The 25,099-nt window shown below is 38.0% G+C and carries 16 protein-coding genes; 5 read left to right on the forward strand and 11 right to left on the reverse strand.

Going from position 1 to position 25,099, the window contains the following annotated elements:
- Positions 1–176 precede the first annotated feature (176 nt).
- The gene (locus ACFIJW_RS05705; RefSeq protein WP_375633595.1) at positions 177–4,886 is read left to right on the forward strand and encodes an NAD-glutamate dehydrogenase; all 4,710 of its coding nucleotides are present in this window, start codon (positions 177–179) and stop codon (positions 4,884–4,886) included.
- A 1,192-nt stretch (positions 4,887–6,078) separates the two neighbouring features.
- On the opposite strand, the gene ACFIJW_RS05710 is transcribed toward ACFIJW_RS05705, so the two are convergent.
- From ACFIJW_RS05710 to ACFIJW_RS05725, 4 genes are all read right to left on the reverse strand, one after another.
- Positions 6,079–7,092, reverse strand: coding sequence for a DUF2125 domain-containing protein (locus tag ACFIJW_RS05710; RefSeq protein ID WP_375633733.1), 1,014 nt, complete (start codon positions 7,090–7,092; stop codon positions 6,079–6,081).
- Positions 7,093–7,863: 771 nt separating this feature from the next.
- Complete coding sequence (locus ACFIJW_RS05715; RefSeq protein ID WP_375606037.1) at positions 7,864–8,610, reverse strand: glutamine amidotransferase; 747 nt, start codon at positions 8,608–8,610, stop codon at positions 7,864–7,866.
- A gap of 146 nt (positions 8,611–8,756) precedes the next feature.
- Complete coding sequence (locus ACFIJW_RS05720; RefSeq protein ID WP_375633596.1) at positions 8,757–10,316, reverse strand: heme biosynthesis protein HemY; 1,560 nt, start codon at positions 10,314–10,316, stop codon at positions 8,757–8,759.
- Between the two features lie 11 nt (positions 10,317–10,327).
- A complete protein-coding gene (locus tag ACFIJW_RS05725; protein WP_375633597.1) occupies positions 10,328–11,512 on the reverse strand; it encodes a COG4223 family protein in 1,185 nt (394 codons plus the stop codon).
- A 305-nt stretch (positions 11,513–11,817) separates the two neighbouring features.
- Here ACFIJW_RS05725 and tsaD point away from each other — a divergent pair, with 305 nt between their 5' ends.
- The 3 genes from tsaD (at position 11,818) to ACFIJW_RS05740 (ending at position 15,531) form a co-directional block, all read left to right on the forward strand.
- Positions 11,818–12,912 (forward strand): tRNA (adenosine(37)-N6)-threonylcarbamoyltransferase complex transferase subunit TsaD, encoded by a 1,095-nt coding sequence (gene tsaD / locus ACFIJW_RS05730; protein WP_375633598.1) that lies wholly within the window; start codon positions 11,818–11,820, stop codon positions 12,910–12,912.
- A gap of 596 nt (positions 12,913–13,508) precedes the next feature.
- On the forward strand, positions 13,509–13,943 hold the full coding sequence (locus ACFIJW_RS05735) for an EVE domain-containing protein (protein WP_375633599.1): 435 nt from the start codon (positions 13,509–13,511) through the stop codon (positions 13,941–13,943).
- A gap of 907 nt (positions 13,944–14,850) precedes the next feature.
- Complete coding sequence (locus tag ACFIJW_RS05740) at positions 14,851–15,531, forward strand: response regulator transcription factor (RefSeq protein ID WP_375633600.1); 681 nt, start codon at positions 14,851–14,853, stop codon at positions 15,529–15,531.
- Positions 15,532–16,443: 912 nt separating this feature from the next.
- On the opposite strand, the gene ACFIJW_RS05745 is transcribed toward ACFIJW_RS05740, so the two are convergent.
- The 5 genes from ACFIJW_RS05745 to argH all read right to left on the reverse strand — a co-directional run bounded on the left by ACFIJW_RS05745 (position 16,444) and on the right by argH (position 22,913).
- Positions 16,444–17,214 (reverse strand): class I SAM-dependent methyltransferase, encoded by a 771-nt coding sequence (locus tag ACFIJW_RS05745; RefSeq protein WP_375632423.1) that lies wholly within the window; start codon positions 17,212–17,214, stop codon positions 16,444–16,446.
- Between the two features lie 222 nt (positions 17,215–17,436).
- On the reverse strand, positions 17,437–19,866 hold the full coding sequence (locus ACFIJW_RS05750) for a TIGR02302 family protein (RefSeq protein WP_375633601.1): 2,430 nt from the start codon (positions 19,864–19,866) through the stop codon (positions 17,437–17,439).
- A 126-nt stretch (positions 19,867–19,992) separates the two neighbouring features.
- Positions 19,993–21,273, reverse strand: a complete 1,281-nt coding sequence (lysA, locus tag ACFIJW_RS05755) for a diaminopimelate decarboxylase (RefSeq protein WP_375633602.1) — start codon at positions 21,271–21,273, stop codon at positions 19,993–19,995.
- Positions 21,274–21,281: 8 nt separating this feature from the next.
- Positions 21,282–21,461 (reverse strand): LPS translocon maturation chaperone LptM, encoded by a 180-nt coding sequence (locus ACFIJW_RS05760; protein WP_375618333.1) that lies wholly within the window; start codon positions 21,459–21,461, stop codon positions 21,282–21,284.
- 51 nt (positions 21,462–21,512) lie between these two features.
- On the reverse strand, positions 21,513–22,913 hold the full coding sequence (gene argH, locus ACFIJW_RS05765; RefSeq protein WP_375633603.1) for an argininosuccinate lyase: 1,401 nt from the start codon (positions 22,911–22,913) through the stop codon (positions 21,513–21,515).
- Positions 22,914–22,945: 32 nt separating this feature from the next.
- Between argH and ACFIJW_RS05770 the strand changes: the two genes are divergently transcribed.
- Positions 22,946–23,641: a TlpA disulfide reductase family protein gene (locus ACFIJW_RS05770; protein ID WP_375633604.1), complete on the forward strand. Its 696-nt coding sequence runs from the start codon at positions 22,946–22,948 to the stop codon at positions 23,639–23,641.
- Between the two features lie 2 nt (positions 23,642–23,643).
- Here ACFIJW_RS05770 and ACFIJW_RS05775 read toward each other — a convergent pair whose 3' ends face one another.
- Both ACFIJW_RS05775 and ACFIJW_RS05780 read right to left on the reverse strand, forming a co-directional pair.
- Positions 23,644–24,120: a YaiI/YqxD family protein gene (locus ACFIJW_RS05775; protein WP_375618336.1), complete on the reverse strand. Its 477-nt coding sequence runs from the start codon at positions 24,118–24,120 to the stop codon at positions 23,644–23,646.
- A 30-nt stretch (positions 24,121–24,150) separates the two neighbouring features.
- Entirely contained in the window at positions 24,151–25,005 is an 855-nt protein-coding gene (locus ACFIJW_RS05780) for a YihY/virulence factor BrkB family protein (protein WP_375633605.1), read from the reverse strand.
- Between the last annotated feature and the right edge of the window lie 94 nt (positions 25,006–25,099).

Consider the following 25,099-nt stretch of genomic DNA (forward strand, 5'->3'; position numbering starts at 1 on the left):
GCACAATATTTCTTTAAAGTACAAAATATTACTAAAAATAGCAAAAACAAACTCATTCTTTCCAAATAAAGAGCTATTTTCTTCAGAAAGAAGGTGTTACAGTATATAAAAAATATAATGGTCTGCTTTTAAAAAGAGAAGAAAAGACCCCTTAAGAGCAAAAAGGGAGAGTGAATGTGTTGCAACAAAAAAAAACAGAAACAAAAAACACCCAAGATAAAATAGAACAAATCCTTTTTGCCCAAACCGATAAAGAAGATATTACTTATTATGAAAATGAAGAACTTAAAAAGGCCACAGCCATCGCGGTAAAAGCTTTTAATCTCCATCAGACGGGAAACAACACCATCTGCTTTGAGCAAAATTTAACCCGTAGTAACAGACCTGTAACCGTTATCACGCTTGTCAATGATAACAAACCCTTCCTTCTCGATTCTATTTTAAATGTTTTCAATCAACACAAAAACCATATCTATTTGATTGCACACCCCATTATTGATTGTGCTTCTGGAAAACGCATCAGTCTGATGCAAATTCACATCGAGTCATTAAACAAACAGCAAATACAAAAACTTGAAAATGAACTCACCTTAGTTCTTGAACAGGTTAATGCTGCTGTACAAGACTGGAAACCTATGCTTGAAGAAGTTGAAAAGCATATTCATGCCTACCAAATAAGTCTTCCCCCGCACTACAAACAAGAAGGCGAAAAAGCCATTGAGTTTCTTCACTGGCTAATGGACGATAATTTCATTTTCCTTGGTATGCGCACTTACAACTTCATCAAAGACCAAAAACCCCTAAAATCCTTTACAGCGAGTAATATTGAACTTGGTATACTCACGGATGCTTCTATTCATATTATTGACGATAAAAGCATGAAAGAACCTCCTCAAGAAGTTTTATCCTTCATGGAAAGCGATAATCTGTTTATCGTGACAAAAGCGAACAGCCGCTCCAAAATTCACCGTTCTGTTTGGCTCGATTATATTGGTCTTAAAATCTTTGATAAAGAAAACCAACTCTGTGGAGAATTACGCATTGTAGGGCTTTTTACCTCCTCAGCTTATACACGTTCTATTTTGCAAATTCCTTTCTTAAAAGAAAAAGCCCGAACTATTATTCAACGTCTTGGACACAATCACGCCGATTATTCAGGAAAAGCACTCATCAGTGCTTTAGAAACCTATCCAAGAGATGAAATGTTTCGCTCTGATGTTGATACATTGACAGAAAACACTAAGCTTATTCTACAATTAGATGAGCGCCCACGTTTACGGGTTCTTGCCCACACTGATTCTTTTGGACGCTTTGTTTCTATCCTGGTCTACGTACCGCGTGACCAATATAGCAGCAGCCTGCGTGAAAAAGTTGGCGAACATTTTGTTGAGCTTTATAAAGGTGACTTTTTTGAATCTTATCCGCTATTTTTGGAAAGCACTCTTATACGTGTCTATTATATCATCCATCGCAAAGGAAATGAAACTGTTCCTCTTCACGAGCGCTCCGCACTTGAACAACATGTACGTTCGATTGCACGAAGTTGGGAAGACAGGGTTCAAGCCATCGCTCTTAACAAGAAAATAACAGAGCAACAAACACGTCTAGCCAGTGAATTCCCCAACAGCTATCGTGATTTATTTTCAGCTGAAGACGCTATTAACGATGCCGGACATATTCTAAGTCTTCATGATGAAAAGCCCCTTTTCGTGATCTTTTATCACGCACAAAACAAAGAAAAACAGTGCATTTCTCTTCGGCTTTTTCACCGCCATGAAGCACTTGCCCTTTCCAAACGTGTACCACTCCTTGAAAACATGGGGTTTCGCGTTATTGCTGAACAAACCCTTGAATTACCAGATGGTAATGGGCGCTCTGTGTATCTTCATGATATGCAGCTAGAAAGTACTTTCCAACGCTGTATCGATTTTGAAAAAGACGGTCAAAAACACGCCGAAACCTTTGAAGCCATTTGGGCACAAAATGCTGATAATGACGGCTTTAATGCTCTCACCCAAACAGCTGAGCTTGATTGGCATGAAATTGTTATTTTGCGCCATTATGGGCGCTATCTCCAACAAGCTGGAATTCCTTATTCGCAAGATCGCGTTGCCCAAACTTTAAATGCTTATCCTGACATTACTCAAGATCTTTATGCTTTATTTCATTTAAAATTTCATCAAAGCCATACAGAAAAAGAACGGGAAAAAAACCAACAAGTCATTCAAAAGCGCATTGAAGAAAAATTACGGAAAGTCTCTGGTTTAGATGATGATCTCATTTTACGCCGTTATTGTAACCTTATCGAGGCGAGTTTACGAACGAATGCCTTTACACCTCTTCCTGATGGAAGTCCACGGCGTATTTTAGCCACCAAATTAAATCCGCGCCAGATTGAAGGTTTGCCTGAACCGCGCCCTTACCGAGAAATTTTTGTTTATGGACCAGAAGTTGAAGGGGTCCATTTGCGTTTTGGACCTATCGCTCGTGGCGGAATTCGTTGGTCTGACCGTGCATTAGATTATCGCACCGAAGTGCTTAGCTTAGTCAAAGCCCAACAAGTTAAAAATGCGGTTATCGTTCCTGCAGGTGCAAAAGGTGGATTCTATTCCCATCGGCTTCCCCAAACAAATGACCGTGCTGTCATCATAGAAGCAGCACGACAAGCTTATACAGACTTTATAACAGCTTTGCTCTCCATTACAGACAATCTGATTAACGGCAAAATAAGTTCTCCCCACAATGTCATCTGTCATGATGACCCTGACCCCTATTTTGTTGTTGCGGCAGACAAAGGAACAGCAACTTTTTCTGATACAGCCAACGCCATCAGCCAAGCAAACCACTTTTGGCTTGATGATGCTTTTGCCTCTGGAGGTTCAGCAGGTTACGACCACAAAGACATTGGTATTACAGCTAAAGGTGCATGGGAAGCCGTCAAAAGACATTTTAGAGAGTCATTTAATCACGATATTCAAACAACGCCCTTCACCTGTGTCGGTGTTGGCGACATGTCTGGTGATGTTTTTGGCAATGGGATGCTGCTTTCCAAACAAACAAAATTGATTGCCGCTTTTGATCACCGCGATATCTTTATTGACCCAGATCCGAACATAGACGAAAGCTATGCAGAGCGTACGCGTCTCTTCAAACTGCCTCGCTCAAGCTGGCAGGATTACGACCAAAGCAAATTATCAAAGGGCGGTGGTATCTTCTCACGAAAAGAAAAAACCATTACTCTCTCACCTGAAGCAGCACAAGCCATTGGTTTCGAAAAACAAACAGGAACACCCTTTGAAATTATCTCTGCTCTTCTCAAAGCCCCTGTTGATCTTTTATGGTTCGGTGGCATTGGTACTTATATCCGTGCTGCAACAGAAAACGATGCCCAAGTAGGTGATCGCGCAAATGATGCAATACGCATTACCGGAGAACAAGTGCGTGCAAAAATTATTGGTGAAGGAGCTAATCTTGGTGTTACACAACGTGGACGGATTGAATATGTCTTAAATGGTGGTCGATGCAATACGGATGCCATTGACAATTCTGCTGGTGTGAATTGTTCTGATATTGAGGTCAATCTCAAAATTGTTCTTGCATCAGCACTACGTGCCAAAACGTTAACCCGCGAAGATCGCAATAAGCTCTTGAAAAAAATGACGCCTCAAGTCGAGCAACTCGTCTTGCGCAACAATTATCTACAACCCCTTGCGCTTTCTTTGGCGGAAAACCAAAGCACTACTGATTTGCCCTATCAAATACGCTTTATGCACGATTTGGAACAAAAAAAGCTTCTAGATCGTAGAGTTGAAATACTCCCTGATGAGCAAATTTTACGACAAAGAACAACCCAAGGCAAAGGTCTTCTCCGTCCAGAACTCGCCGTTATTTTTGCCTATGCTAAATTGACCTTAAAAGAAGAAATTGCTAATAGCCCCATTGTTGATGATCACTATTTCAATACAGCCTTGCTGAACTATTTTCCAACCCAAATTCAAGAAAATTTTAAGAAGGAAGTTATTAACCATCAATTGCGTCGTAATATTATCGCAACGCTGATTGCCAACGATATTGTAAATCGTGGAGGCCCCACTTTTGTTAATAGACTACACGATGCAACAGAACAAAAGACTGAAAATATTATTCGCGTTTTCATTGCCATCCGCGATGGTTTCGAAATTCCTCAATTGTCTGAGCAAATTGATAAGCTTGATAATAAAATACCCGGTCTTGTCCAAAATAAATTCTACGCAACAATGAACCCAATGCTCTTTGAAACAACCAATTGGGGTTTGCACAACATAGATCTCTCACGTCCATTAGAAGAAATTGTAAAAACAATAAAGCAAGCCCGTAGCGTTATTGAAAAAGAGCTTATGCATTCTCACGACAACGATATTAAGCAAAAGATTGAAGAAAAAGCATTACACTACAGCGAAGAGGGAGCACCAAAAGCATTAGCGAAACAATTAGCCCTCTTGGAAGCTGCTTCAACAATCTGTGATATTTCTTTAATTGCAAAAAAAAGCAACAGTGATCTTATTAAAACCGCAGAGATCTACTTTTCACTTGCGCAAATCATTCGTATAAACCGCATTAACGAAGCAAGTCGTATAATCCCTGTAGTAGATTATTATGATAGTATGGCTTTAAGCCAAGCCAAAGAAAATGTTTCTGAAAGCTTTCGGCAAATCGTTATGAAAATCCTCAAAAATCATGGAAAGAAAAAAGATCCTTTTGACACTTGGAAAAAAACAGAAGAAGATCATATTCACAACATTACAAACCGCATTAGCGCCCTTATTGAAAATGATCTCAATATTTCTCGTTTTACCTTTGCAGCAGGATTGATTTCTCAACTTCAAAATATTGGCTTTCAAACCTAAAGCAAATACAAAACGACCCACTCAATCTCCCGTTCTATCCCACCACTACAACAAACCAACAAAAATAGAGAGCGGGAGTTTGCATTTTTAGGCAAGGTTCCAAAAATAAAAATCTCGCTATTTATCACAATAGAATTGTTTGCAACAATTTCAAAAAAACAACAGGATTTATTTTTCACCCTAAAAACATAAACTTTCAGACTTAAAAGCTGTACAAAACAGCTAAGCTTTTGCTCCGTTCTATCCATCCATGACTAATCAGCAAGGGAAGAACGGAAGCCCTATCCTGCATTTTTAGACAGAGCACTCAAAATAAAAAATAAATTCAAATTTTACTGTCAATTAACCCCATTTCCCCTTGCATATTGCAAATGGGAAAACCGAATAGATAAAAACAGTAAAGAAAGGACTAAAAATGCCCCTCATAAACCGCCCCAAGTGCCAAAAGCTGCAGTAACATTGGGAGTTAGCAAATATAATATGATGGTGTTGCCCCCTAGCTTATTACTCCATAACCGAAAAGATGGTGGTGTTTAATGGCTTTATCGTTATACCATTCATAGGCGACATCGTGAAATAAGAAGCACTGAGAAATATTGTTTTAATAAATACGTAAATATGCAATACAAATATATTCTGTTTTACGTGGAAGACATATGGCTTCATTAAAAAATATCAGAAATAAAAGGATAAGTTTAATCCATTATTTAAAAGATATAACTGTAACTGCTTTTGAAATGCATAAAATCGAATAAAAAATGACAGTAAAGATGGATGTTGATTTTCCCCTTTACAACTTCATATCTTCCTCCAACTAGGCTATTTACTTGTTTTAAGAGGTTACACCCAAACAAATATATGCAATATGCTCATTCCATATATAAAGAAAAAGGTTCCTAACAAAAACCACACCACCTGTATAAAAAGGCAATTCAGCATACTTTAAAATGCCACTTTTTCCATACAAACACTGTTGCTATATGTAGTTTGACATAAGATTTTGTACTAAGTGAAAAGAGGTTGGACGAATTAGGAGTAGGTGGTAATTTTTTATTTTTATAGCTATTTTTTTACCATTAAATACGCATTTTGTTAAAATAGATTTTGACACTCTAAAATTGCAAAAAAAGTATGAAAATCAGAAAAAATCGAAATTTGGTAGTAAAAATGAAAAAAGACTTTGGTACAACACCTAAAGCGGAGCAAGACGACCAAGTTTTAAAAAGCCTAATTTTACCCACCCATTGTTAATGAGCAAGGAAAGAACGGGAGTGCCGTCCGCATTTTTAGGCAAAACACCCAAAATAAAAAATAACGCTTGAAGATTATTGGCTTGCGCGGGAAATAAGTGCTGCAGAGTGTCAAGAAGCTTCATGGACTGAATAAGGACAAGTTCAAATTTTGCTGTCAAATATCCTTCATCATCAAAAGAAAAAGGTCCACTAATACGCACTGCACCACCTGTATGAAAAGTCAATTCACCTTGCTTTAAAAGTCCACTTTTTCCATACAGTCGCTGTTGCCAATTTTTTTCTTCATCTTCAGACTGAAAAGAGATGTCATTTAAAATCCATTTCAAATTGCCATCAATTTTAGGAATATCAACAAAAGAAGATTTTAAAAAAGGAGAAGCATCAAAACCGTCAAAAGTTATATGTCCCGATAAATTATTCTTTTCATGTTTTAGATCAAAACGCAAAAATTCTGCCGTTATTTTTTGAGGCATATCTTGTGGCTCTAACGGCTGAATAATCACGTCATGCGTATTTTGCAAAGATGCCGGATCTTCAATATTTTCTTGTGTCGTTTTTTTATCTGCCGTTTGTGCTCTTAATGCTTCTTGAAGCTTTTGATCTTCAGGGGAAGAGGAAAAAGATGAAATATCAAGCCCTTCAGCTATAAATTTCAATGTTTTACCCGTTTTCCAATAAGGCTCTGTTTCAATCACCAAATTGCGCCAATGCGATACTATGGGAGTTTTTCCGGAAAAAACAATTAATGCAGGAGAATGAACATTAAACTCGACCAAATGAGGTGCGTAAATTGGTGCACCAGCTGTCAAACGCCCCGTCGATAAAGAAACCCCATGTAAAGGCCAAGAAAATTGAAACTTGTCACAAACAACACCGACACGTAAAGGATAACCATCCTTGTGCACATTCTCACATACCGCCGCCATATTATGGGAAGATACTTTTGTGAATATATCAGAAACATAGTCTTCTATTTTACGTGAAAAAAAAAACCAGAGTGCGCTATAAATAAATATCAGAGCAAGACAAAAGAGCCCACAAATTAAATAACTCAAAGAAAAACTTTTTTGTGATGATGGTATTTGAAAGGATTTAGACAATATTCAAACTTTCTTTATCTCTTAACTTCCTCCCCACCCTAAAAAGGATAAAGATTCCCAACCACGTTCAGTTTATACACAATCCAACTTCTTAATCGATCGGATTTTATCTACTGATCACTTCAAGAAGCCCCTATACATCGTTCTAAAGTATAGTATCTCATAAGCTTAATAAACAAGATTTTCTTAAAAAAAACCCATTACACCCTTTAACAAAAAACACCTCATGTGTAAAGTTTTACATAGATTTTCTACCTCTGCCTTAAACCATACTGTTTTACAGCACAACAAAAATGATAATGAATAGTGTCTCTTAACGATAAAGCCATTGAGCCCCCCATCTTTACGCTTATGGAGGAGCCAAGCCAGCACCATCATTATATTTGGCTAGCCCCCAAATGTTGCGACAACCCTTGACACTTAAGACAGTTCATAAGAAGCATTTTTAGTCTTTTCTTATACAGTTTTTGCCCACACGCCAGCCCCACTTGTGACATGCAAGCAAGAAGTTTTTATTGAGTCAACATACACAGGTTTGGAATGAGAAAACCTTACTATATTCGGGGTTCTCATTCAATATACAAAACCGTGAATTACCTATATAAATCAATGCTTTGTCAACAATCACACAAGTACGGGCGGTGTACAAAAAATCTGGTGTAATGCGCTTTCAAACCATTGGCTCAAAGCTCGATCATAGATTAAACGACCTTTCAAATGTGCACAAGCAGGTTGAGCACCTTTTTCAGTCAATTTATGTGCCGAACGCACGACCAAACGCCGCATCATAGCGCGTGTAAATTCAGCATGAAACTGCAAGCCCCATGCATTGTTTCCATAACGAAAAGCTTGTGTAGGATATGTATTCCCTGTTGCCAAAAGCATTGCCTCTTTCGGTAAATCATAAATACCTTCATCATGGAAATGGTAGACCATCTCTGGCCAATTCATCAATTCCTTCCCTTGTGGGGTTGCTTCTAGTGGATACCAGCCGACTTCAACAGTCCCATCACTTCTTGTACCAACGCGCCCCCCTAGATTTCGCGCTAACATTTGTGCTCCAAGACAAATACCCAAAAAAGGCTTATTTTCCTTTAGTGATAACGAAATCCAATCAATTTCCTCACCAATATAGGCTTCGCTGTCATTCACACTCATCGGTCCCCCTAAAATAACAACGCCGGCATAATGCTCTAATGTATCAGGGAGTTTTTGTCCAAAAATAGGACGATAAATATCAAGAACAAAACCATTTTGTTGTAAAAATTTTCCCAAACGACCAGTATAGGTAGAGCGCCGATGAATAACGACAGCAATCCTTGGTTTGTTATTTTTTTGTTTTTTATCAAGACATCTCTGATTTAAAAACATTTTTTAACCAATCACCTCTGCTACCAAGCAAAACTTTATTTTTAAAACATAAGAGAATAATTTTATTGGATAAGACTAACGATATTTTTTCTTCTAGGTCAATTGTTTCTTCTGAGAAAACATTCGTATTATCACATTGGTGCAATTTAAAATAAACGAAATTTTTTCCTCGATAAAGATGTTTCTTCTTCTGTTTTAACCCCTGGATCATCAACATTTAAGTGAGTTTGACTGAACATTTTTACATCTTTTTCTTTTATATCTTGTTTCTCCACCTGCGCATTATGCAAAAGAGAATCATCTATAGGTGTTAATTTTTCAAGCTTCTTATCTCCAACATCATCACTTTTTCCCATAACATACTCTTTGTCTTGCCTTTTCGACACAATATTGTCCGCCTCTAATGTGAGAGAAGGCATACAAGGAGGCGCCTTCCATTCAAAACAGCCCAAACGTCCACTGATTGGAGAAACCGCTGACCAAGAAGAAAAAATGGACCCATCACACATCCACACTGGATCACGTTCAGCACGAAGTGCTAAAGAAAGCCATTGACGCACAGCACCTTGATTGTTTCCCTGTGCCTCTTCAATATCTGCCAACAATAAATAAACACTTTCCCGTGGATGACATTGTAATGCTTTTTGTGCCTTCTCTCTTGCTAATGCTGTTTCACCAGCATCCAAAGCTGCTTTAGCAATAAGGAAAGCCGACTCAAATGCATCTTTATTATAAGAAGCAAGTGTCTTAGCCCTTTTCAATCGCCCAATGGCTCCTTCTTCTCTTTCAAGATAAAGCGGTCCCAAATCAGGATGAGGCTCCTTTTGCCAAGCCGCTATAATCATTTTATCCGCTTTACGCGTTTCGTTTAATTTATAAAGAATATCAGCAGCAATAACTATTATTGGAACAAAATCAGGCGCCAATTTATGGGCTTTCAAAATAGCTTCACGTGCTTGTACAGGATGTGTATCAAACAAAGAAAGTGCCTGCCCACTTAGTAGTAAAACCTGTATATGCTGCCGCTCTGGAGTCGCGCGAATAGAACGCGGGAGAGCTTTTTGCGTTCTTTCAAAAATAGTAAGTGCCTTATCCCATTTACCCTCAGTACTTAACCGATCAAGCACCGCCTGATGCGCCCATAAAAGTGCTGGCGATAAAGTCAGTGCCTCTTCGGCATATTGTTGTGCTGCCTCATAAGCTTTACTCTTCATCGCTTCACGAAACAAACCATAAAGTCCAACCAGTTTTGTCGGATCTTCCTTTCTCATCTCTTCATAAAGTCCGATGGCGCGAACAGAGTCATTTTGTAAAGACAAGATTTGCGCTTGTAAGAGTTTTACCAATGGCTCTTGTTTTCCTGCAAGATATTTAGCAACCCGTGCTTCCATTTTTTGCGCAACCATACTATCACCAGCAAAAGTTGCAAGAATCCCCTTTGAAAGAGCTTTGTAACCACGCTTTTGATGGCGTTTATAAAAATAATTGGAAAGAGCACTCGGTATGGAAAAAAAGAAAGACAATAACCACCATAAAAGCACCAGCGTTACAAAAAACAAAATAAGCACACTTAACACTGTAAGCAATGAAGCAGAAAATCTGAAATGCAAAAATGTGAGAACAAAAATACCATTGTGATTAGCAACCCACGTGAAAGCTAAACCGAGGATACAAACAACAAAAATATAAATAAAAACACGTATCATCTTGGACCTATTTACATCTTTGTTGCTTTAAAAGATCCTTGTTGCACAGACAATAACAATTGCTGCAACAACTGTTGAATAGCAATATGTCTTTCAAGCTGCTTAACAAAATCCATTGAAACATCTTTTGCACTTTGGGGCAATGATTGCCATTCGCTCAAAGCCTTTTCGTAATCACCAGCTTGAATGGCAACTTCCATGCGTGCCGCAATAGCCCCCAGCGTTGTCCCTTCAACATTTCCAATCGGTCGCGAAACAATGAGCCCTTTTATCCACGCTAAAATTCGGTCAAAAAAACCAGCATCTGACGCAACAAGATTTTGCGTACCAACAATTGCATCAGCAACATGAGCAAAATCAACTGAAAGTTGTACTGAACTTGGAAGACCCACAGTAGCTGTTTTTTGCAACACATCAAGTCCATTAATCGAAGGCGATAATTGCCGCAACAGCTTTAATTCATTATTATAAGATCCACCACGCTCTACAGCATTTTTTAATGAACTAATTGCAGTAAAGAGCGCGGTATCTATTTCTTTTTTCTCACTATTTTTAACAGCAGTTTCTTCCTGTAGTGCTTCTAACTGTTGTTTTAACGCAGAAAAATTATTTGCATTGCTCTGCCCAACAGACAAAGCCGTCTCTATATCTTTCGACTTTCTAACAAAAGTTTGTACAGTTTCTTCAAGAGCTTTTACTTTTTCCTCTAAAATCGCAAAAGCTTTTTTGCTTTCTTCTTTCGATAGTTCATCATTTTTCGTTGTTTTAAACTGTTGTGATGGAAAAGAAGAAAACTCTGTTTTTAACGTATCAATTTCTTGAAAGACCCGCCTCAATTGTTCCTTTGTGTCTTCACCTTGACTTTTTGCGGCTTCAGCAATCTGCAACGCTTTTTCTCCTCCAGCAGAATTTTCCACAAAAGGAGAAGGAAAAAAACCAGCCCATTGAAGCCCCATAAAAATTCCCAAAGCAATGAATCCCCCCAAAATCCCAGAAAGGGATAAGAAAAGCCAAGTTGTACTAGAGATACTTTTATCCTGACCTTGCATATTCTGTTTTTCTCGCGCCTGAGCTTCTACAGAATTATGGATTTTTTCCTCTGAATCATGGGGAACAGCTTCATGTTCAATAACTGGTTTCTTACGGCGCGTACCAACATAATGTGGTTTAACTTTTGGTTTTGAAGAATCGACCATCTCTGTCACTTTTCGTGCACACTTTTTTTAATGATAAAATAATAAAATGAAAAAAGTTTTAAAAATGCAGCTTTTCTCAATAATATTTACAATTATCGCCTTTAATAGACAAGTTTTAAAAAAAATTGCATTTTATACTCGAAAATACAGCTTTATTTTTTAATCAACGATATCATAAAATTCAAAGAAAATGCCAAAACACATATTTTTCATAGAAAAAACAATTCTAAGAGAAATACTTTGCATCTTTTTCTGTTCATGGTACGCACGCAGGAAAGAAGCTTCAATATAAGGTTTTGTTTAAAATGCGTCTGCTGGGAATAGAAACAAGTTGTGATGAAACGGCAGCGGCTGTCATTGAATATAACAATGAAGCAAACAGTCGAATTCTTTCCAATGTTGTTTGGAGTCAAATTGATCACCATGCACCTTACGGCGGTGTTGTTCCTGAAATTGCTGCTCGTGCCCATGTTGAAGTTCTTGATCATTTAATTCTACAAGCACTAACAGAAGCAAACACAAAATTAAAAGATATTGATGGCATTGCAGCCACCAGTGGACCTGGTTTGATAGGAGGATTGTTGGTAGGGGTTATGAGCGCAAAAGCACTCTCTCTTGCTACTGGAAAACCATTTATTGCCGTAAATCACTTAGAGGGACATGCTTTAACAGCCGTGTTGACGCACAATGTCAACTTTCCTTATTTATTACTTTTAGTTTCAGGTGGCCATACACAAACAATCCTTGTTCATGGAGTAGGTAACTACCAGCGTTTAGGAACCACCATTGATGATGCATTAGGAGAAGCCTTTGATAAAACAGCAAAACTTTTAGGTCTTCCTTATCCTGGTGGACCAGCACTTGAAAAAGCAGCTTTATTTGGTGATAAAAATCGCATCCCTCTTCCACGACCTTTAAAAGGTGAAAAACGGTTAGACTTTTCTTTTTCAGGACTCAAAACTGCTGTTCGACAAGCCGCAACAGCCATAGCTCCCCTTACAGAAAATGATATTGCTGACATTGCCGCAAGTTTTCAAGCCGCCGTGACCGATACAATACATGATCGTATTCACCTAGCCCTACAACACTTTGCCCACCAATATCCTCTCTCTCATGATCAAGAAAAGCGTTCTCCTGCTTTGGTTGTCGCAGGCGGTGTTGCCGCAAACCAAGCCATTCGCTCTAAGTTGCAAGAACTTGCCCATCAACATGGTTTTGAATTTATAGCCCCTCCTCTTTCCTTGTGTACCGATAATGCTGCAATGATTGCTTTTGCCGGTGCACAAAAACTCGTACGAGGAGAAACAAACTCTCTTGACATTGCACCCCGCTCACGCTGGCCATTAGATGAAAAAGCCCCGCCCTTGATCGGGATGGGACGCCGTGGAACAAAAGCATAATAAAATTGACGTCCTACACACATCTTAAAGAACGAAGATTTCTACTCAATCCGGTCTATAGATAGTCCGAATTCTCTATCGAGCAGATTCCACCTGCTTCCCACTAACACAATTCACTTAACCCAAAGATCGACACGTAAACCTAAATATTCACCACACATTCTTAAAAACTTCATGTTTCAAAAAACTGCCTTATATCATTACACTTCAAATGACGGTATTTTACAGCATAATAAGATCTACTCTCTCCCACGAAGCATAGATATGAATGCCATTCGTTGACCTCATCATCTTTGATCATTTATTCGTTTCATTGTCATTGTAATCTTAAAGCTTTTTAGAACCAATTTTCTTAATTTTTTCCAACAAACTCTTATAGTAACCGCATTTCAAACCATAGCTGAAAAGATAAGCAAAGAGCAAAATACTTTTATACAACATGAAATATCAATGGAGCGTGTCTCTCTACTACACATTATTTTGAAACAAGAAAAAATAGATAATAGTCGTTCTTTACCCCATTTTAAAAATCATCGTTGATGGTATTACAAAGATGCTTATAAAAATGCATAACAGTCTATGAAAAAGGAGAACTCATGGCTTATTGGCTTTTTAAATCTGAACCCCATAAATGGTCATGGGAGATGCAAAAGAAAAAAGGAGCTGATGGCGAACAATGGGATAGTGTACGCAATTATCAAGCCCGTAACAATATGCGCGCTATGAAATATGGTGATAAAGGTTTTTTTTATCATTCAAATAAAGGTTTAGAAATTGTAGGAATTGTAGAAATATGTGCTGAAGCGCACCCTGATTCTACAAGCTCTGATCCACGCTGGGAATGTGTGGACATCCGTGCACTTTGTGACATGCCAACACCTGTTTCATTAAAACAAATTAAAGCCAATCCCAAACTAGCAAATATGGTGCTGGTCAAAGCCAGCCGCTTATCAGTGCAACCCGTAACAGAAGATGAATGGAAAGAAGTCTGTTTAATGGGCAACCTTAAGGAGGAAATGCTTTTATCTTAAAACAATAATTTTTATTCATTAACTCATATAAAAAGATGCTTCATAGCGCAGAAGAATAAGCTCAACACATCCTTCTGTTGAGGTATTCTCATGCTAAATGCATAAATATGATATTTTTCTTTGTCATTTTTTATCCTGCACTCTTTCTCAATACAGTCTCCTTCCAAATTACACAAAAAACCTCTTTATGATGCATCTTTTCGGCATTGCTAAAGGCAAGGCTTACTCAACAATTATAATAAGCAACACCACGAACATAACACACAGCCCCCTTCGCACACAAATGCAACGAAAAAACAAAACTGAACGTGGATAAAAAACAATAAAAATGATCGTGAAATTCTCCTAAACAGTGCATATGTGCTAGGTGTTGCACAATTCTCTTCACACTTAAAAAACGAATCATATTGCGTGTTTATTGTTTTGCATGTTGGACGAGTGCGCCTCATACCGCAGGATTCTCTCATTCCCAACCTGTTTTATATTGAATCAATCAAAAGCTATTTGCTTGCACATTCTAAGCGGAGAAAGTCCCATATAGATAAAAAACGTGAAAGAAAGCACTAAAAATTCCTCCTATGAATCGTCTCAAGTGCCAAGGACTGTCCGCAACACCCACGAGCTGGCAAAGTGAATGATAGTGCTAGCTTGTTTCTCCATAAGCGTAAAGATAATGACACTCAATAGCTAAAACACGTTCTAGAACATAAAAAACGCTTCCAACCAATACGTAAAATACTCTGCAGACGGAATACCTTCTTTTCAGCAAGCAACCATTAGAAATTATAAAAGTTTATTTTTTAGAAGCGTTCTTTTTTAATTTTCCTCTTTTAATTTTTCTTGCATGAAATCTCATTTTTCATGAAACTATATCAATCAGTGCATCAACATGCCTATAAGGAAAAACATGAACCACTATACTCTTTTAATCGTTGAAGACGATGATCTACGCCCCATTTTAGTAGAACAATTTCAAATGCATCAAGAGTTTAAAATTTTCCAAGCAAAAACAGCAGAAGCGGGAATGAGAATAATCCAAGAAGAAAATATTGATCTCACTATTTTGGGATTTCAACTTCCTGATCTTGATGGCTACAAAGCCGTTAAACAATTACGCACCCAAGGATTTCGTGCCCCCATTATCATGATAACAAATTATGATACAGACTGTGATAATATTTTAGATCTTGAAACAGGCGCCAATGATTATGTAACAAAACCCTTTCGCTTTGCGGTGCTATTAGCGAGAATTCGGGCACAGTTGCGCCAATATGAACAAAATGAAGACGCAACCTTTCATATTGGTCCCTATACTTTTAAACTAAGACAAAAACTTCTTCTTGATCAATGCAACAATAAAATCTGTCTCACAGAAAAAGAAGCAGCGATCCTTAAATGTCTCTATCATGCCAATGATAAAATTGTCAGCCGTGAAACATTGTTAGAACAAGTTTGGGGATATAATGAAAATATTATCACCCATACTTTAGAAACCCATATCTATCGTTTGCGACAAAAAATCGAAAACGATCCGTCCAATGCGCAAATTCTCATAACAGATCAAAATGGTTACCGTTTAAATCTTTAATTCGAGATTTTCTGTTTCAAAAATAATTTTAATATCCTAAATGAAAACAGAAACGAGATGAAAAAACTTCACGTATAATTCGAATGCTATTACATATACATAGAACTTACTCTTATCTGTACTCTTATGACAAAATATATAACATTATGAATAAAAAACGAAATATTCCAACATGAGAACCAAAAACAAAAATGCTTTCAACCCTCACGATATACTTTGTAACTTCTGTTTCACATGCTTTTGTTCTTTCTAAAGTTTTTAATATGTTTCGCATATAAATAATCGTGATATCTTTTAGCAACATTCTTGATCATAACTATCATCTTTAGATGAGTGCTATTTATGATTATTTTTTCAGAAAAACCGCTCCACGCACTGCTTTATCTCACATTCACTAGCCTAAATTGAGAGATGTTTTTTATCTTTATAATTTTCTTCTATTCTTTATGATTTTATCTCCTCTTAAGAGGTTATATAATTAATGATATAACGCTAAATGTTTATCCTAACGATAAAGCCACTGAGCACCACCATCTTTACGTTTATAAAAGAATAAGCCAGCACCATCACACACTTATGTTAGATCTAGATGTTGCAGAGGAGCCCTTGATACTTGAGATGGTTCATAAGAAGCATTTTAATCCTTCCTTGTACAGTTTTTAACCACCATAAACCATATTATGCAAGATCCCTTGGATCTCTGCTATTTTTACGAAGATACCAGTATTTTTTTCTTTTAAAATGTTTCCACTATTCATGAAATATGGTTCGGTATATAGATACTTGAGATTTTTATTCACATACCAATTCCACATATTAATGTACAAAAGAATATTTTTAAACTGTAAATGCAAAAAATTGAAATAAGAGAATCCTTCTATACTTGCGGTTCTTATGACAATGACAAAATGATTAATTATCTTTATAAATTAAAATATTTCTTGTCTGTGGCGATAAAGCAGGAATAAAAATACGTCGCGACTGACGACGCTGTACGAGCAAACCCTGATAAACACGTTTTTGTGCCTGACACATTAAGAGTCCACCAAAATAAGGCAAAAGATAGCGAGCAAATGGCTCGTAAAAAAATGAGAACAACCGCGAAAAATACCCCGTAGAGGGCATATAGTGTACAATTTCTTGTATTGGCCCAGAAACAAAATTTGTTTTTTCGAACAAACGAGTAATTTGTTGCCGACTATAGGGTTCGCCATAACCAAAGGGTGTAGTAATATTGCGCGCCCAAAAGCCAGAGCGATTAGGTACAATAACGATCAAGTGGCCATTAGGTGCTAAAACACGCCATATTTCATTCAACGTTTCAAATGAATTTTCTGTATATTCTAATGCATGTACTAATAAAATACAGTCAACTGACGCATCAGGAAGCGGCAAATCTTCTTCAAAAACAAGCGCTGTAGCAACTTGCTCAGAACAAGGCCAAGGCGAAACACCCTGAGCAGCAGGCATAAAAGCAAAACATTGTTGGGCACGTTCACGCAATGTAGAAAGATAAGGAAGTGCATAACCCAATCCCATAATCCGTTTATCCGTAAGATCAGGCCACCATAAATTCAATTGGTCACACAGCGTCTTTTGCACACGTAGTCCAAGTGCAGAAGCATAAAAATCTTTCAGCGTAACGATATCCAACTCAACATACCATGTAGAAACAAATTTCAAACATTACAGATTTTCATATACCAAACCTATATGGACTTCTGCTTTTTTTCCGCAATAGCGAACATTTCAATATTGCATATTTTAAACTTAAATGATTAAAAAATCAGTACAACAGGATGATTATTGCCTTACAAGCACTTTAATCATTTTTTTGGAGATAAACCCCATAGAGATTCTTCATACACTGTTTTTGACATCAATTAAGAAAAAAACCAACACTGGTTAATTAAAATGAAGCAATCTTTCAAGATAGTTTTTTTCTTCTTCTGAAAGATGCTCTTTACCAAGACGTTTGCGAATTTCATCCAAAATCTGCCGCGTACGCATTTGATCACTTTCTTGTGGTAGTGCCTCGCCTTCTTGTTCTTCATCTGTTTTTGAAGAAAGTGGACGCCCTAACGGATCTTTAGGACCAGAATCAGCATTTTGCTCATCTCCCGTTTCTTTAAGTGTTTCGCGCATTTTTTTCAAAACATTTTGTGCACCTTGCCTCAAAGATTCCAAAGCATCAGACTGATTTTGTATAGATACCTGATGATTTCCATTATCAAGCGCATTTTCCGCAGAATTCATTTTTTCTTCTGCCCTTTTCAATGCGCCCCCTGTTTCAAATCCTCGTTCTGATAATTCTTTTTCTAATGTTGATAATTCAGATTGCAATTCAGCTTGACGTTTTTTTAAAGATTTTTTTTGTGTTTCCGGTACATTTTCTCCGCGTTTTTGTTCCATCTCTAACTGATGTGTTTCATTGAGAATTTCTTGCTGACGACGCATTAAATCTCCAAGCTGGTCCATCTTTTCTTTCATTTGTGCAGATTGGCTTTTTTCTCCCTCATTTTGATTGCCTTTTTGCACATGCAAATGATCAAGCGTCTGTTCAACTTCCGCCAAGAGTTGTTCAGCTGCTAAAGAAGAGCCTGTTTTAGCCATTTCCTCAATTAAATTTAGCTTTTCTTGTAATGTAGCTTCAGAAAGATTAGAACTTTTTGAGCTTTTAGAATTTTTAGAAACTTGACTATCCGGTGCTTTTTCAGCCAAAGCACGAATATACTCATCCATAGCTTGACGTAAATCTGCCATAAGCCGTTCAATTTCTGCCGCTGAAGCACCGTAACGCAATGCATCACGTAAAGCAGCTTGTGCTTGTTTTAACTTTTTTTGCACGGATTCAAGTTGATTGCCTTCAATACCCAAAGCAATTTGCCATAAATAATCCACCACATCGCGCAAATCCTCGTCTGTTTGTGCTAAAGAAAGTCTTGTCCACGCACTTTGTAGAACAATAAAATGCGATGCATTTTGCAACCCCTTTTCTGGACGCACAAGCAAAGCAGAAAGCATATCAAGTACCCGCTCTCGCGCTAAAGGATTAAGAGCTAATAAACGACGCAGTTCAACCACTGCGCGTGCAACAGGATTCGAAAAAACACACTGTGGTAATATCATAACAAAAGTTTTGCTACGCCCTTTCTGCCCCGCACCATCTTCTGCCACCAAAGTAATTTTGACTTGCGAACCCGCCCATGGATGCGCTGATATATCCTGCACCATTCGCATTTTCCCCTTTCCACCACGCGGAAGAAGAAGCTCTATTTCCGGAGCATTATAAAGAGAAGAAGCACTTTTATTCTGAGGAAGAAAAGGCTCTATTTCAACAAAAGCCTTTGTCACACCATAATCATCATCCACCACATATCGTAACTCCAATGATCCTGTTAAAATCCTCCCTGGTTTTTCCAACCAATGAATTGTTGGAAGCGTGTCCTTAATTATCTGCAAATGCCATTGCTGTTTTTTACGACGTGATGATACAAATAAATTTATTGAATGCTTTAAATGTGTTTCAAAATGAACAATTGGATCATTCAAAGCTGTTTGTTCCGTTTTCTCTGAAAACGAAACTTCCCTCCCATCTTCTACAGACTTTGCTTTTACTGTAATGCCAGCCCCATTGACAACACGCACAACAACATTACTCCCTTCAGGGATTTCTAGTTGTGTTTTCTCATCTTTTGTCAAATAAATCGGTGCCACACCGGTATAAGCAGGTGGTGTTACCCAAGCATCAATCCGCATGAGTTTTTCATCAACGACAGGACGAAAATCAAAGGCATCAGCCAAACGCCCCCCTTGTGAACCAAAAGAAAAACTAAAAGCGCACACAAAAAGAAGAGCACACAAAGCCCTTAAAGCCAAAGGATCATAATCCGCACTATTAAGAGAGATAAATCCCGTTTTTAAATGGTATAATTGCTTTGCCATTCGGCGTTGATGTTCACGCCAAATAACAGCACTAAAATCTTCATCATTTTCAGAACATAAACGATCTGTCTGAATATTCAAAGGCTGATGTCTAAGATCATTGACGCGTTCAAGGCGGCAATTTACTTCCCGCATTGTGGGAAACCGAAAACGAATAAGAAAAAATAAACTCGCCCCAGCACAAATAAGTATAACCCCAAGTAAGAGCAAATGTGACCAATAGCCCCAAATACCAAAAAGTCCCAACCAGCTAAACGAACAAAAGAGACTAAGAACGAGGAAAAATGGCAACAACCGTACCCACATCCGTTCAAATGAAAGGATCCCCCACATCAAAATGCGCACACACAAAAGCTTCATTGCAAAACCTTTGATGTTTTTATTTTTCATAAACAAGCATTTATCCCCTTTTATCGTGGTGCATTAAGATCATAAACCCCATACAAAACAATTTCTAGAAAATAAATTGTTTCATCAAAGTTTAGTAAAAATAAGACCCAAAATATTTAATAATGCTCAATCTAATTTGGGCTCAATCCAATCTGGAATATGATCACAGCCTATCAATTGTGCATAATCAAGGCGTGGACGAATGACTGCATAACGCGTATCCTGAACCAGAACTTCCGGCACCAAAAGTCGACTATTATAAGTGCTTGCCATCACTGCGCCATAAGCCCCTGCTCCTGTTAACATCAAAACATCACCCGCTTTCAACACTGGTAAAGAACGTTCCAAGCCTAAATAATCACCAGTTTCACAAATAGGACCAACAATATCAGCATTAATCAGAGGGGCATCTACTGGTGTTTTTTTCACTGGCATTACATTTTGCCACGCATCATAAAGCGTTGGACGCATGAAATCATTCATCGCCGCATCAACAATAACAAAATTTCGTCCTTCCCCCTTTTTTAAATACACAACCGATGTTACCAATACACCGGCTTCACCAACAATACTACGCCCAGGTTCTAGGATAATATTGATCCCTAAAGGCGCAATATGTTTCTTTACCAGTGCTGCATACTCAAAAGGAGAAGGTACTGGATGCTGCTCATAACCATAAGGAATACCAAGCCCACCCCCAATATCGATATGGGTTATCGCATAACCATTATTCCATAATTGACGCACAAAATCTGCAACAATAACAAATGCATCTTCAAACGGTTTTAAATCACAAATTTGACTGCCAATATGGAGATCAACACCACACACATGAAGACCGGGCAATTGGGCTGCTTTTTTATATGCATCACCCGCCAAAGACAGTGGAATACCAAATTTATTCTCAGACTTACCTGTTGTAATTTTCTTGTGAGTCTTAGCATCCACATCAGGATTAATGCGTAAAGAAATACGAGCCGTTTTTGAAAGCGCAGCAGCCCGCGCCGATAATTGTTCAAGTTCTGGCTCTGATTCAACGTTAAAACAATAAATATCTTGTGCAAGAGCAAAATCTATTTCTCTCACTGTTTTACCAACACCAGAATAAACAATATTCTGCGCAGGAATACCAACAGCAAGTGCACGCCGTAATTCCCCTTCTGAGACCACATCAGCTCCCGCTCCATTGTTAGCTAAAAGTTGTAAAACTGCTTGATTGGAATTCGCTTTAACCGCATAAGCAATTAAACTCGGCATATCATGGAATGCATTCTGATAATCTTTAAAATGTGCAACGATTGCGCTAGCTGAATAACAATAAAAAGGTGTTCTAACTTCCCGCGCAAGTTCCAAAAGAGAAAGACCTTCAGCGTGAAGCACACCCTGATGATAAGAAAAAAAACGCATAAAAATTCCTATTGTATTAACCGATCAAGAATAAAAGGTTTATCTGTTTTGCCTTGAGAAACAAAAGTTCCTTGTGAAGAATTCACTCCTGTTGAAGGAGGTAACTCTAATGACCCTTTACGCCCACACCCAACAATACCCAAGCCCCCCAAAAGGACAATCACCAACCCCTTTAATATAATTTTCATTTGTCCTCTTTCCTCATCTCGATTTCTTTTTTACCTTTAAAATACAATCACTCAAGCGCTCACGAGACGCTTTTTCCAATACGCAATTTGCCGAAGAACCTCTGAAGGCGCTGTTCCTCCAAAGCTTTTACGACTTTCAACAGATTTTTCAACGGTCAAAACATCAAAAAGTGTCGCATTGATATCAGGACAAATTGCTTGAAGTTCATCTAATGATAAATCATGAAGGCGACACTGTTTTTTTTCTGCCAATGCCACAGCACACCCTGTGATGTGATGTGCTTTGCGAAAAGGAATCCCTAAATTGCGTACAAGCCAATCCGCAAAATCTGTAGCTGTTGCATACCCTAAATCCGCTGCTTGTTTCATGGCTTTTTTACTCACTTTCAAATCAGCAATCATCCCTGTCATTGCTGCTAGTGATAATTCCAAACTCAAAGCCCCATCAAACACATATTCCTTATCTTCTTGCATATCCTTTGAATAAGCAAGCGGTAATCCTTTCATCACCGTTAACAATCCCATAAGTGCACCATTCAATCGACCTGCTTTCGCTCGTACTAACTCTGCCGCATCAGGATTTCTCTTTTGTGGCATAATGGAAGACCCTGTTGAAAAAGCATCTGATAAATGAATAAAACAAAACTGTGCACTTGACCAAAGGACAATTTCTTCCGCCAATCGCGAAAGATGTGTTGCACAAAGAGCGCCAGCGCTTAAAAATTCCAATGCAAAGTCACGATCTGAAACACTATCAATTGAATTGCGTGTAGGTTCCCGAAAGCCTAGCGCTTTTGCTGTCATAAAACGGTCAATTGGAAAGCCTGTCCCCGCTAAAGCAGCCGCCCCTAAAGGCGATTCATTCATTCGCTCAACAGCATCACGCATCCGCGATAAATCTCGACCAAACATTTCAACATAAGCCATCATATAATGACCCAATGTTACGGGTTGAGCCAATTGTAAATGCGTAAAGCCTGGCATAAAGGTATCAACATGTTGTTCTGCGCGAATAAGTAATTGCTCTATCAATCCTTTTAAAGCTTGTGCTATTTTTTGCGTTGCTTCACGTACCCACAAGCGAAAATCAACAGCAACTTGATCATTGCGTGAACGCGCCGTATGCAAACGTCCTGCTGCAGGACCAATCAACGCACTCAACCGCGCTTCAATATTCATATGAATATCTTCAAGCTTTCGTGAAAAAACAAATTTACCGTCTTCAATTTCTTGGCGAATAAGTTTCAAACCATGAACAATTTTTTCATAATCTGATTGTGAAATGATTTTCGTTTGCGCTAACATAGCTGCATGAGAAAGAGAACCTTCAATATCTTGTCGATAAAGTTTTTGATCAAAATCAATAGAGGCATTAATTTCTTCCATAATTGCAGCAGGACCTGCCGCAAACCGACCACCCCACATTTGGTTCTTTAACTTCTCATCTGTCATATTCTGAAAACACCCATCCAAAGGACAAAATTATGATTTTTCAAATTTTCATCAGCGAAAAAAACAATAAAAAAAGGCAACTCTCCCTTGCATTCTTTATCATTGCACTGAGTTTATACGCAACCATAAACTACGATACCAAAAGAGAGTTTTTTCTTTTCAATTTCATTTCAGCAGCACAAGCACAAGAAATAAACATTAATAAAGCACGAGCAGAAAAAATTATGGCGATACGAAAAGCAGCAAAAGGCTTTTTTAGCCACATACGATTTGCTGATACGCTCTCAGATATGAACAAACTATCTTTCAAGGATATTCAAGGAAAAGAGCGCACACTCAGCGAATTTACCGGAAAACCAATGCTGGTCAATCTATGGGCTATTTGGTGTGCACCTTGCCGCACAGAAATGCCTGAACTTGCGCAATTAAAACGTGAATTAGGTGGAGAAAACTTTGATGTCATAGCTATTAATATCGATAAAACTGCTTCTCCTGAAAAAATTCAGCAATTTTTACAGAATCTTCATTCAGATAATTTGCTTTACTATCGCGATGAAACAATGGATATTTTCAACAATGTTAGAAAACAGGGACTCGCTTTAGGACTCCCCATTACATTGCTCATTGATAAAGAAGGATATCTCTTTGCTTCTTTCAATGGTGCAGCTCCATGGGCCAATGACGATGCCAAAGCACTTATAAAAGCAATCATTAAAGAAGCCCTATAACTTTAATAACCGCGTCTTTTTAAACGTTGTATAACAAGATCCAGTGCTGACAAAAAAGCAGAACGGTCTTTACGAGAAAAAGGACGGGGACCACCTATTATACTACCCTGTCCACGCAAATCTTCCATCAAATTGCGCATCGCCAAAGCCTGACCAATTGAATTTACATCAAAAATACGCCCCGTTGGCGAAAGACAAAAACCCCCAGCTTGCACAACCCGCGCTGCTAAAGGAATATCACTGGTAATAACGATACTTGCCTCATGCACATGTTCTACGATCCAATCATCAGCACCATTGAATTCACCAGCAACGACCACTCTTTCAATGAGTGCTTCATCTGGAAGGGACAAAGAACGATTTGCCACAACAAATGTCTTAAGCTGATAACGATTCATCACACGATAAACTTCATCTTTTACGGGACAAGCATCTGCATCAATCAACAAAGTGATAGCAGGCTTTATTGGGATACTCATACCTTGGCTTTCAAGTAATAATAAACTCTTTCATTCATCTGAATGTTGCAAATCCTTGCGATAAAACATTATCGCCGCGTTTATTTCTCCTCCCAAAATAAAAATTGCACTCAATATGTAGAGAAAAATAATAGCAACCATAATAGATGCCAACCCTGCATAGGTAGAAATATAATCAAACATCGTTAAATATTGCGCAAAAGCGATAGAAGCCATAAACCATATAAACATTGTCACCACTATTCCTGGTAAAATATCTATAAATTTCCGCCGCCCTGCTGGAAGCCATTTATGAACAATCAAAAGACTGATAAACAAAATAATGATTGCAACTGTATAACGCCATACACGAATAGCAGCAATATATTCAGTCATAAAAAAAGAATGATTTTGCATAATTTTGATCAACAAAGGCGCCAGAATCAATAAAAAGCTAATCACAACAAGACCAACAGCTCCAAGGATTACAAAAAACAGACTTTGAAAACGACAAAACAACAAACTCCGTCGATCAGTAACACGGTAAGCTTTATTTAAAGCCGTACGCAAAGCCTCTATCCCATTAGAAGCAAAATAAGCCGCTCCAATGACAGAAAGCGTCAACACACCTCCTCGATGAATGGTTAAAACATTGACAATTTCCTGAGATAAAGGCTCTGCGATAACATCAGGCAATAACTGCACCAGTGCTTTAATTTTTTGCGGTGTATAGGTAAAAGCACCTAGAAAACGAGCAAACGATGTTCCAAAAATAAAAAAAGGGAAAAATGCTAAAAGCCCCGATAGCGCAACATGGCTTGCAAAAGCACTCCCATTATCACGCCAATAATGACTTACTGCGTCACCCAAAATACGATAGCTATACCAAAAGATATTTTTTAACAAAACTCAATACTTTCTGGTAAAACTCTTCCTCAGTCTATTTCAAGTTTTATAAAAATCATCAAAGCTCTGCAAATAAACATTTTGCAATGTTGCA

The organism is Bartonella sp. MM97QHHN (assembly GCF_042194285.1).
Classification (GTDB): Bacteria; Pseudomonadota; Alphaproteobacteria; order Rhizobiales; family Rhizobiaceae; genus Bartonella.

What these genes read in the sequence shown, in the direction of transcription:
- ACFIJW_RS05760 (WP_375618333.1), bottom strand. Translation starts at nt 21,461, where the DNA reads ATGAAAATTATATTAAAGGGGTTGGTGATTGTCCTTTTGGGGGGCTTG.
- tsaD (WP_375633598.1), top strand. Translation starts at nt 11,818, where the DNA reads ATGCGTCTGCTGGGAATAGAAACAAGTTGTGATGAAACGGCAGCGGCT.
- ACFIJW_RS05770 (WP_375633604.1), top strand. Translation starts at nt 22,946, where the DNA reads ATGATTTTTCAAATTTTCATCAGCGAAAAAAACAATAAAAAAAGGCAA.
- ACFIJW_RS05720 (WP_375633596.1), bottom strand. Translation starts at nt 10,316, where the DNA reads ATGATACGTGTTTTTATTTATATTTTTGTTGTTTGTATCCTCGGTTTA.
- ACFIJW_RS05735 (WP_375633599.1), top strand. Translation starts at nt 13,509, where the DNA reads ATGGCTTATTGGCTTTTTAAATCTGAACCCCATAAATGGTCATGGGAG.
- ACFIJW_RS05750 (WP_375633601.1), bottom strand. Translation starts at nt 19,866, where the DNA reads ATGAAAAATAAAAACATCAAAGGTTTTGCAATGAAGCTTTTGTGTGTG.
- ACFIJW_RS05725 (WP_375633597.1), bottom strand. Translation starts at nt 11,512, where the DNA reads ATGGTCGATTCTTCAAAACCAAAAGTTAAACCACATTATGTTGGTACG.
- argH (WP_375633603.1), bottom strand. Translation starts at nt 22,913, where the DNA reads ATGACAGATGAGAAGTTAAAGAACCAAATGTGGGGTGGTCGGTTTGCG.
- ACFIJW_RS05715 (WP_375606037.1), bottom strand. Translation starts at nt 8,610, where the DNA reads ATGTTTTTAAATCAGAGATGTCTTGATAAAAAACAAAAAAATAACAAA.
- ACFIJW_RS05775 (WP_375618336.1), bottom strand. Translation starts at nt 24,120, where the DNA reads ATGAGTATCCCAATAAAGCCTGCTATCACTTTGTTGATTGATGCAGAT.
- ACFIJW_RS05740 (WP_375633600.1), top strand. Translation starts at nt 14,851, where the DNA reads ATGAACCACTATACTCTTTTAATCGTTGAAGACGATGATCTACGCCCC.
- lysA (WP_375633602.1), bottom strand. Translation starts at nt 21,273, where the DNA reads ATGCGTTTTTTTTCTTATCATCAGGGTGTGCTTCACGCTGAAGGTCTT.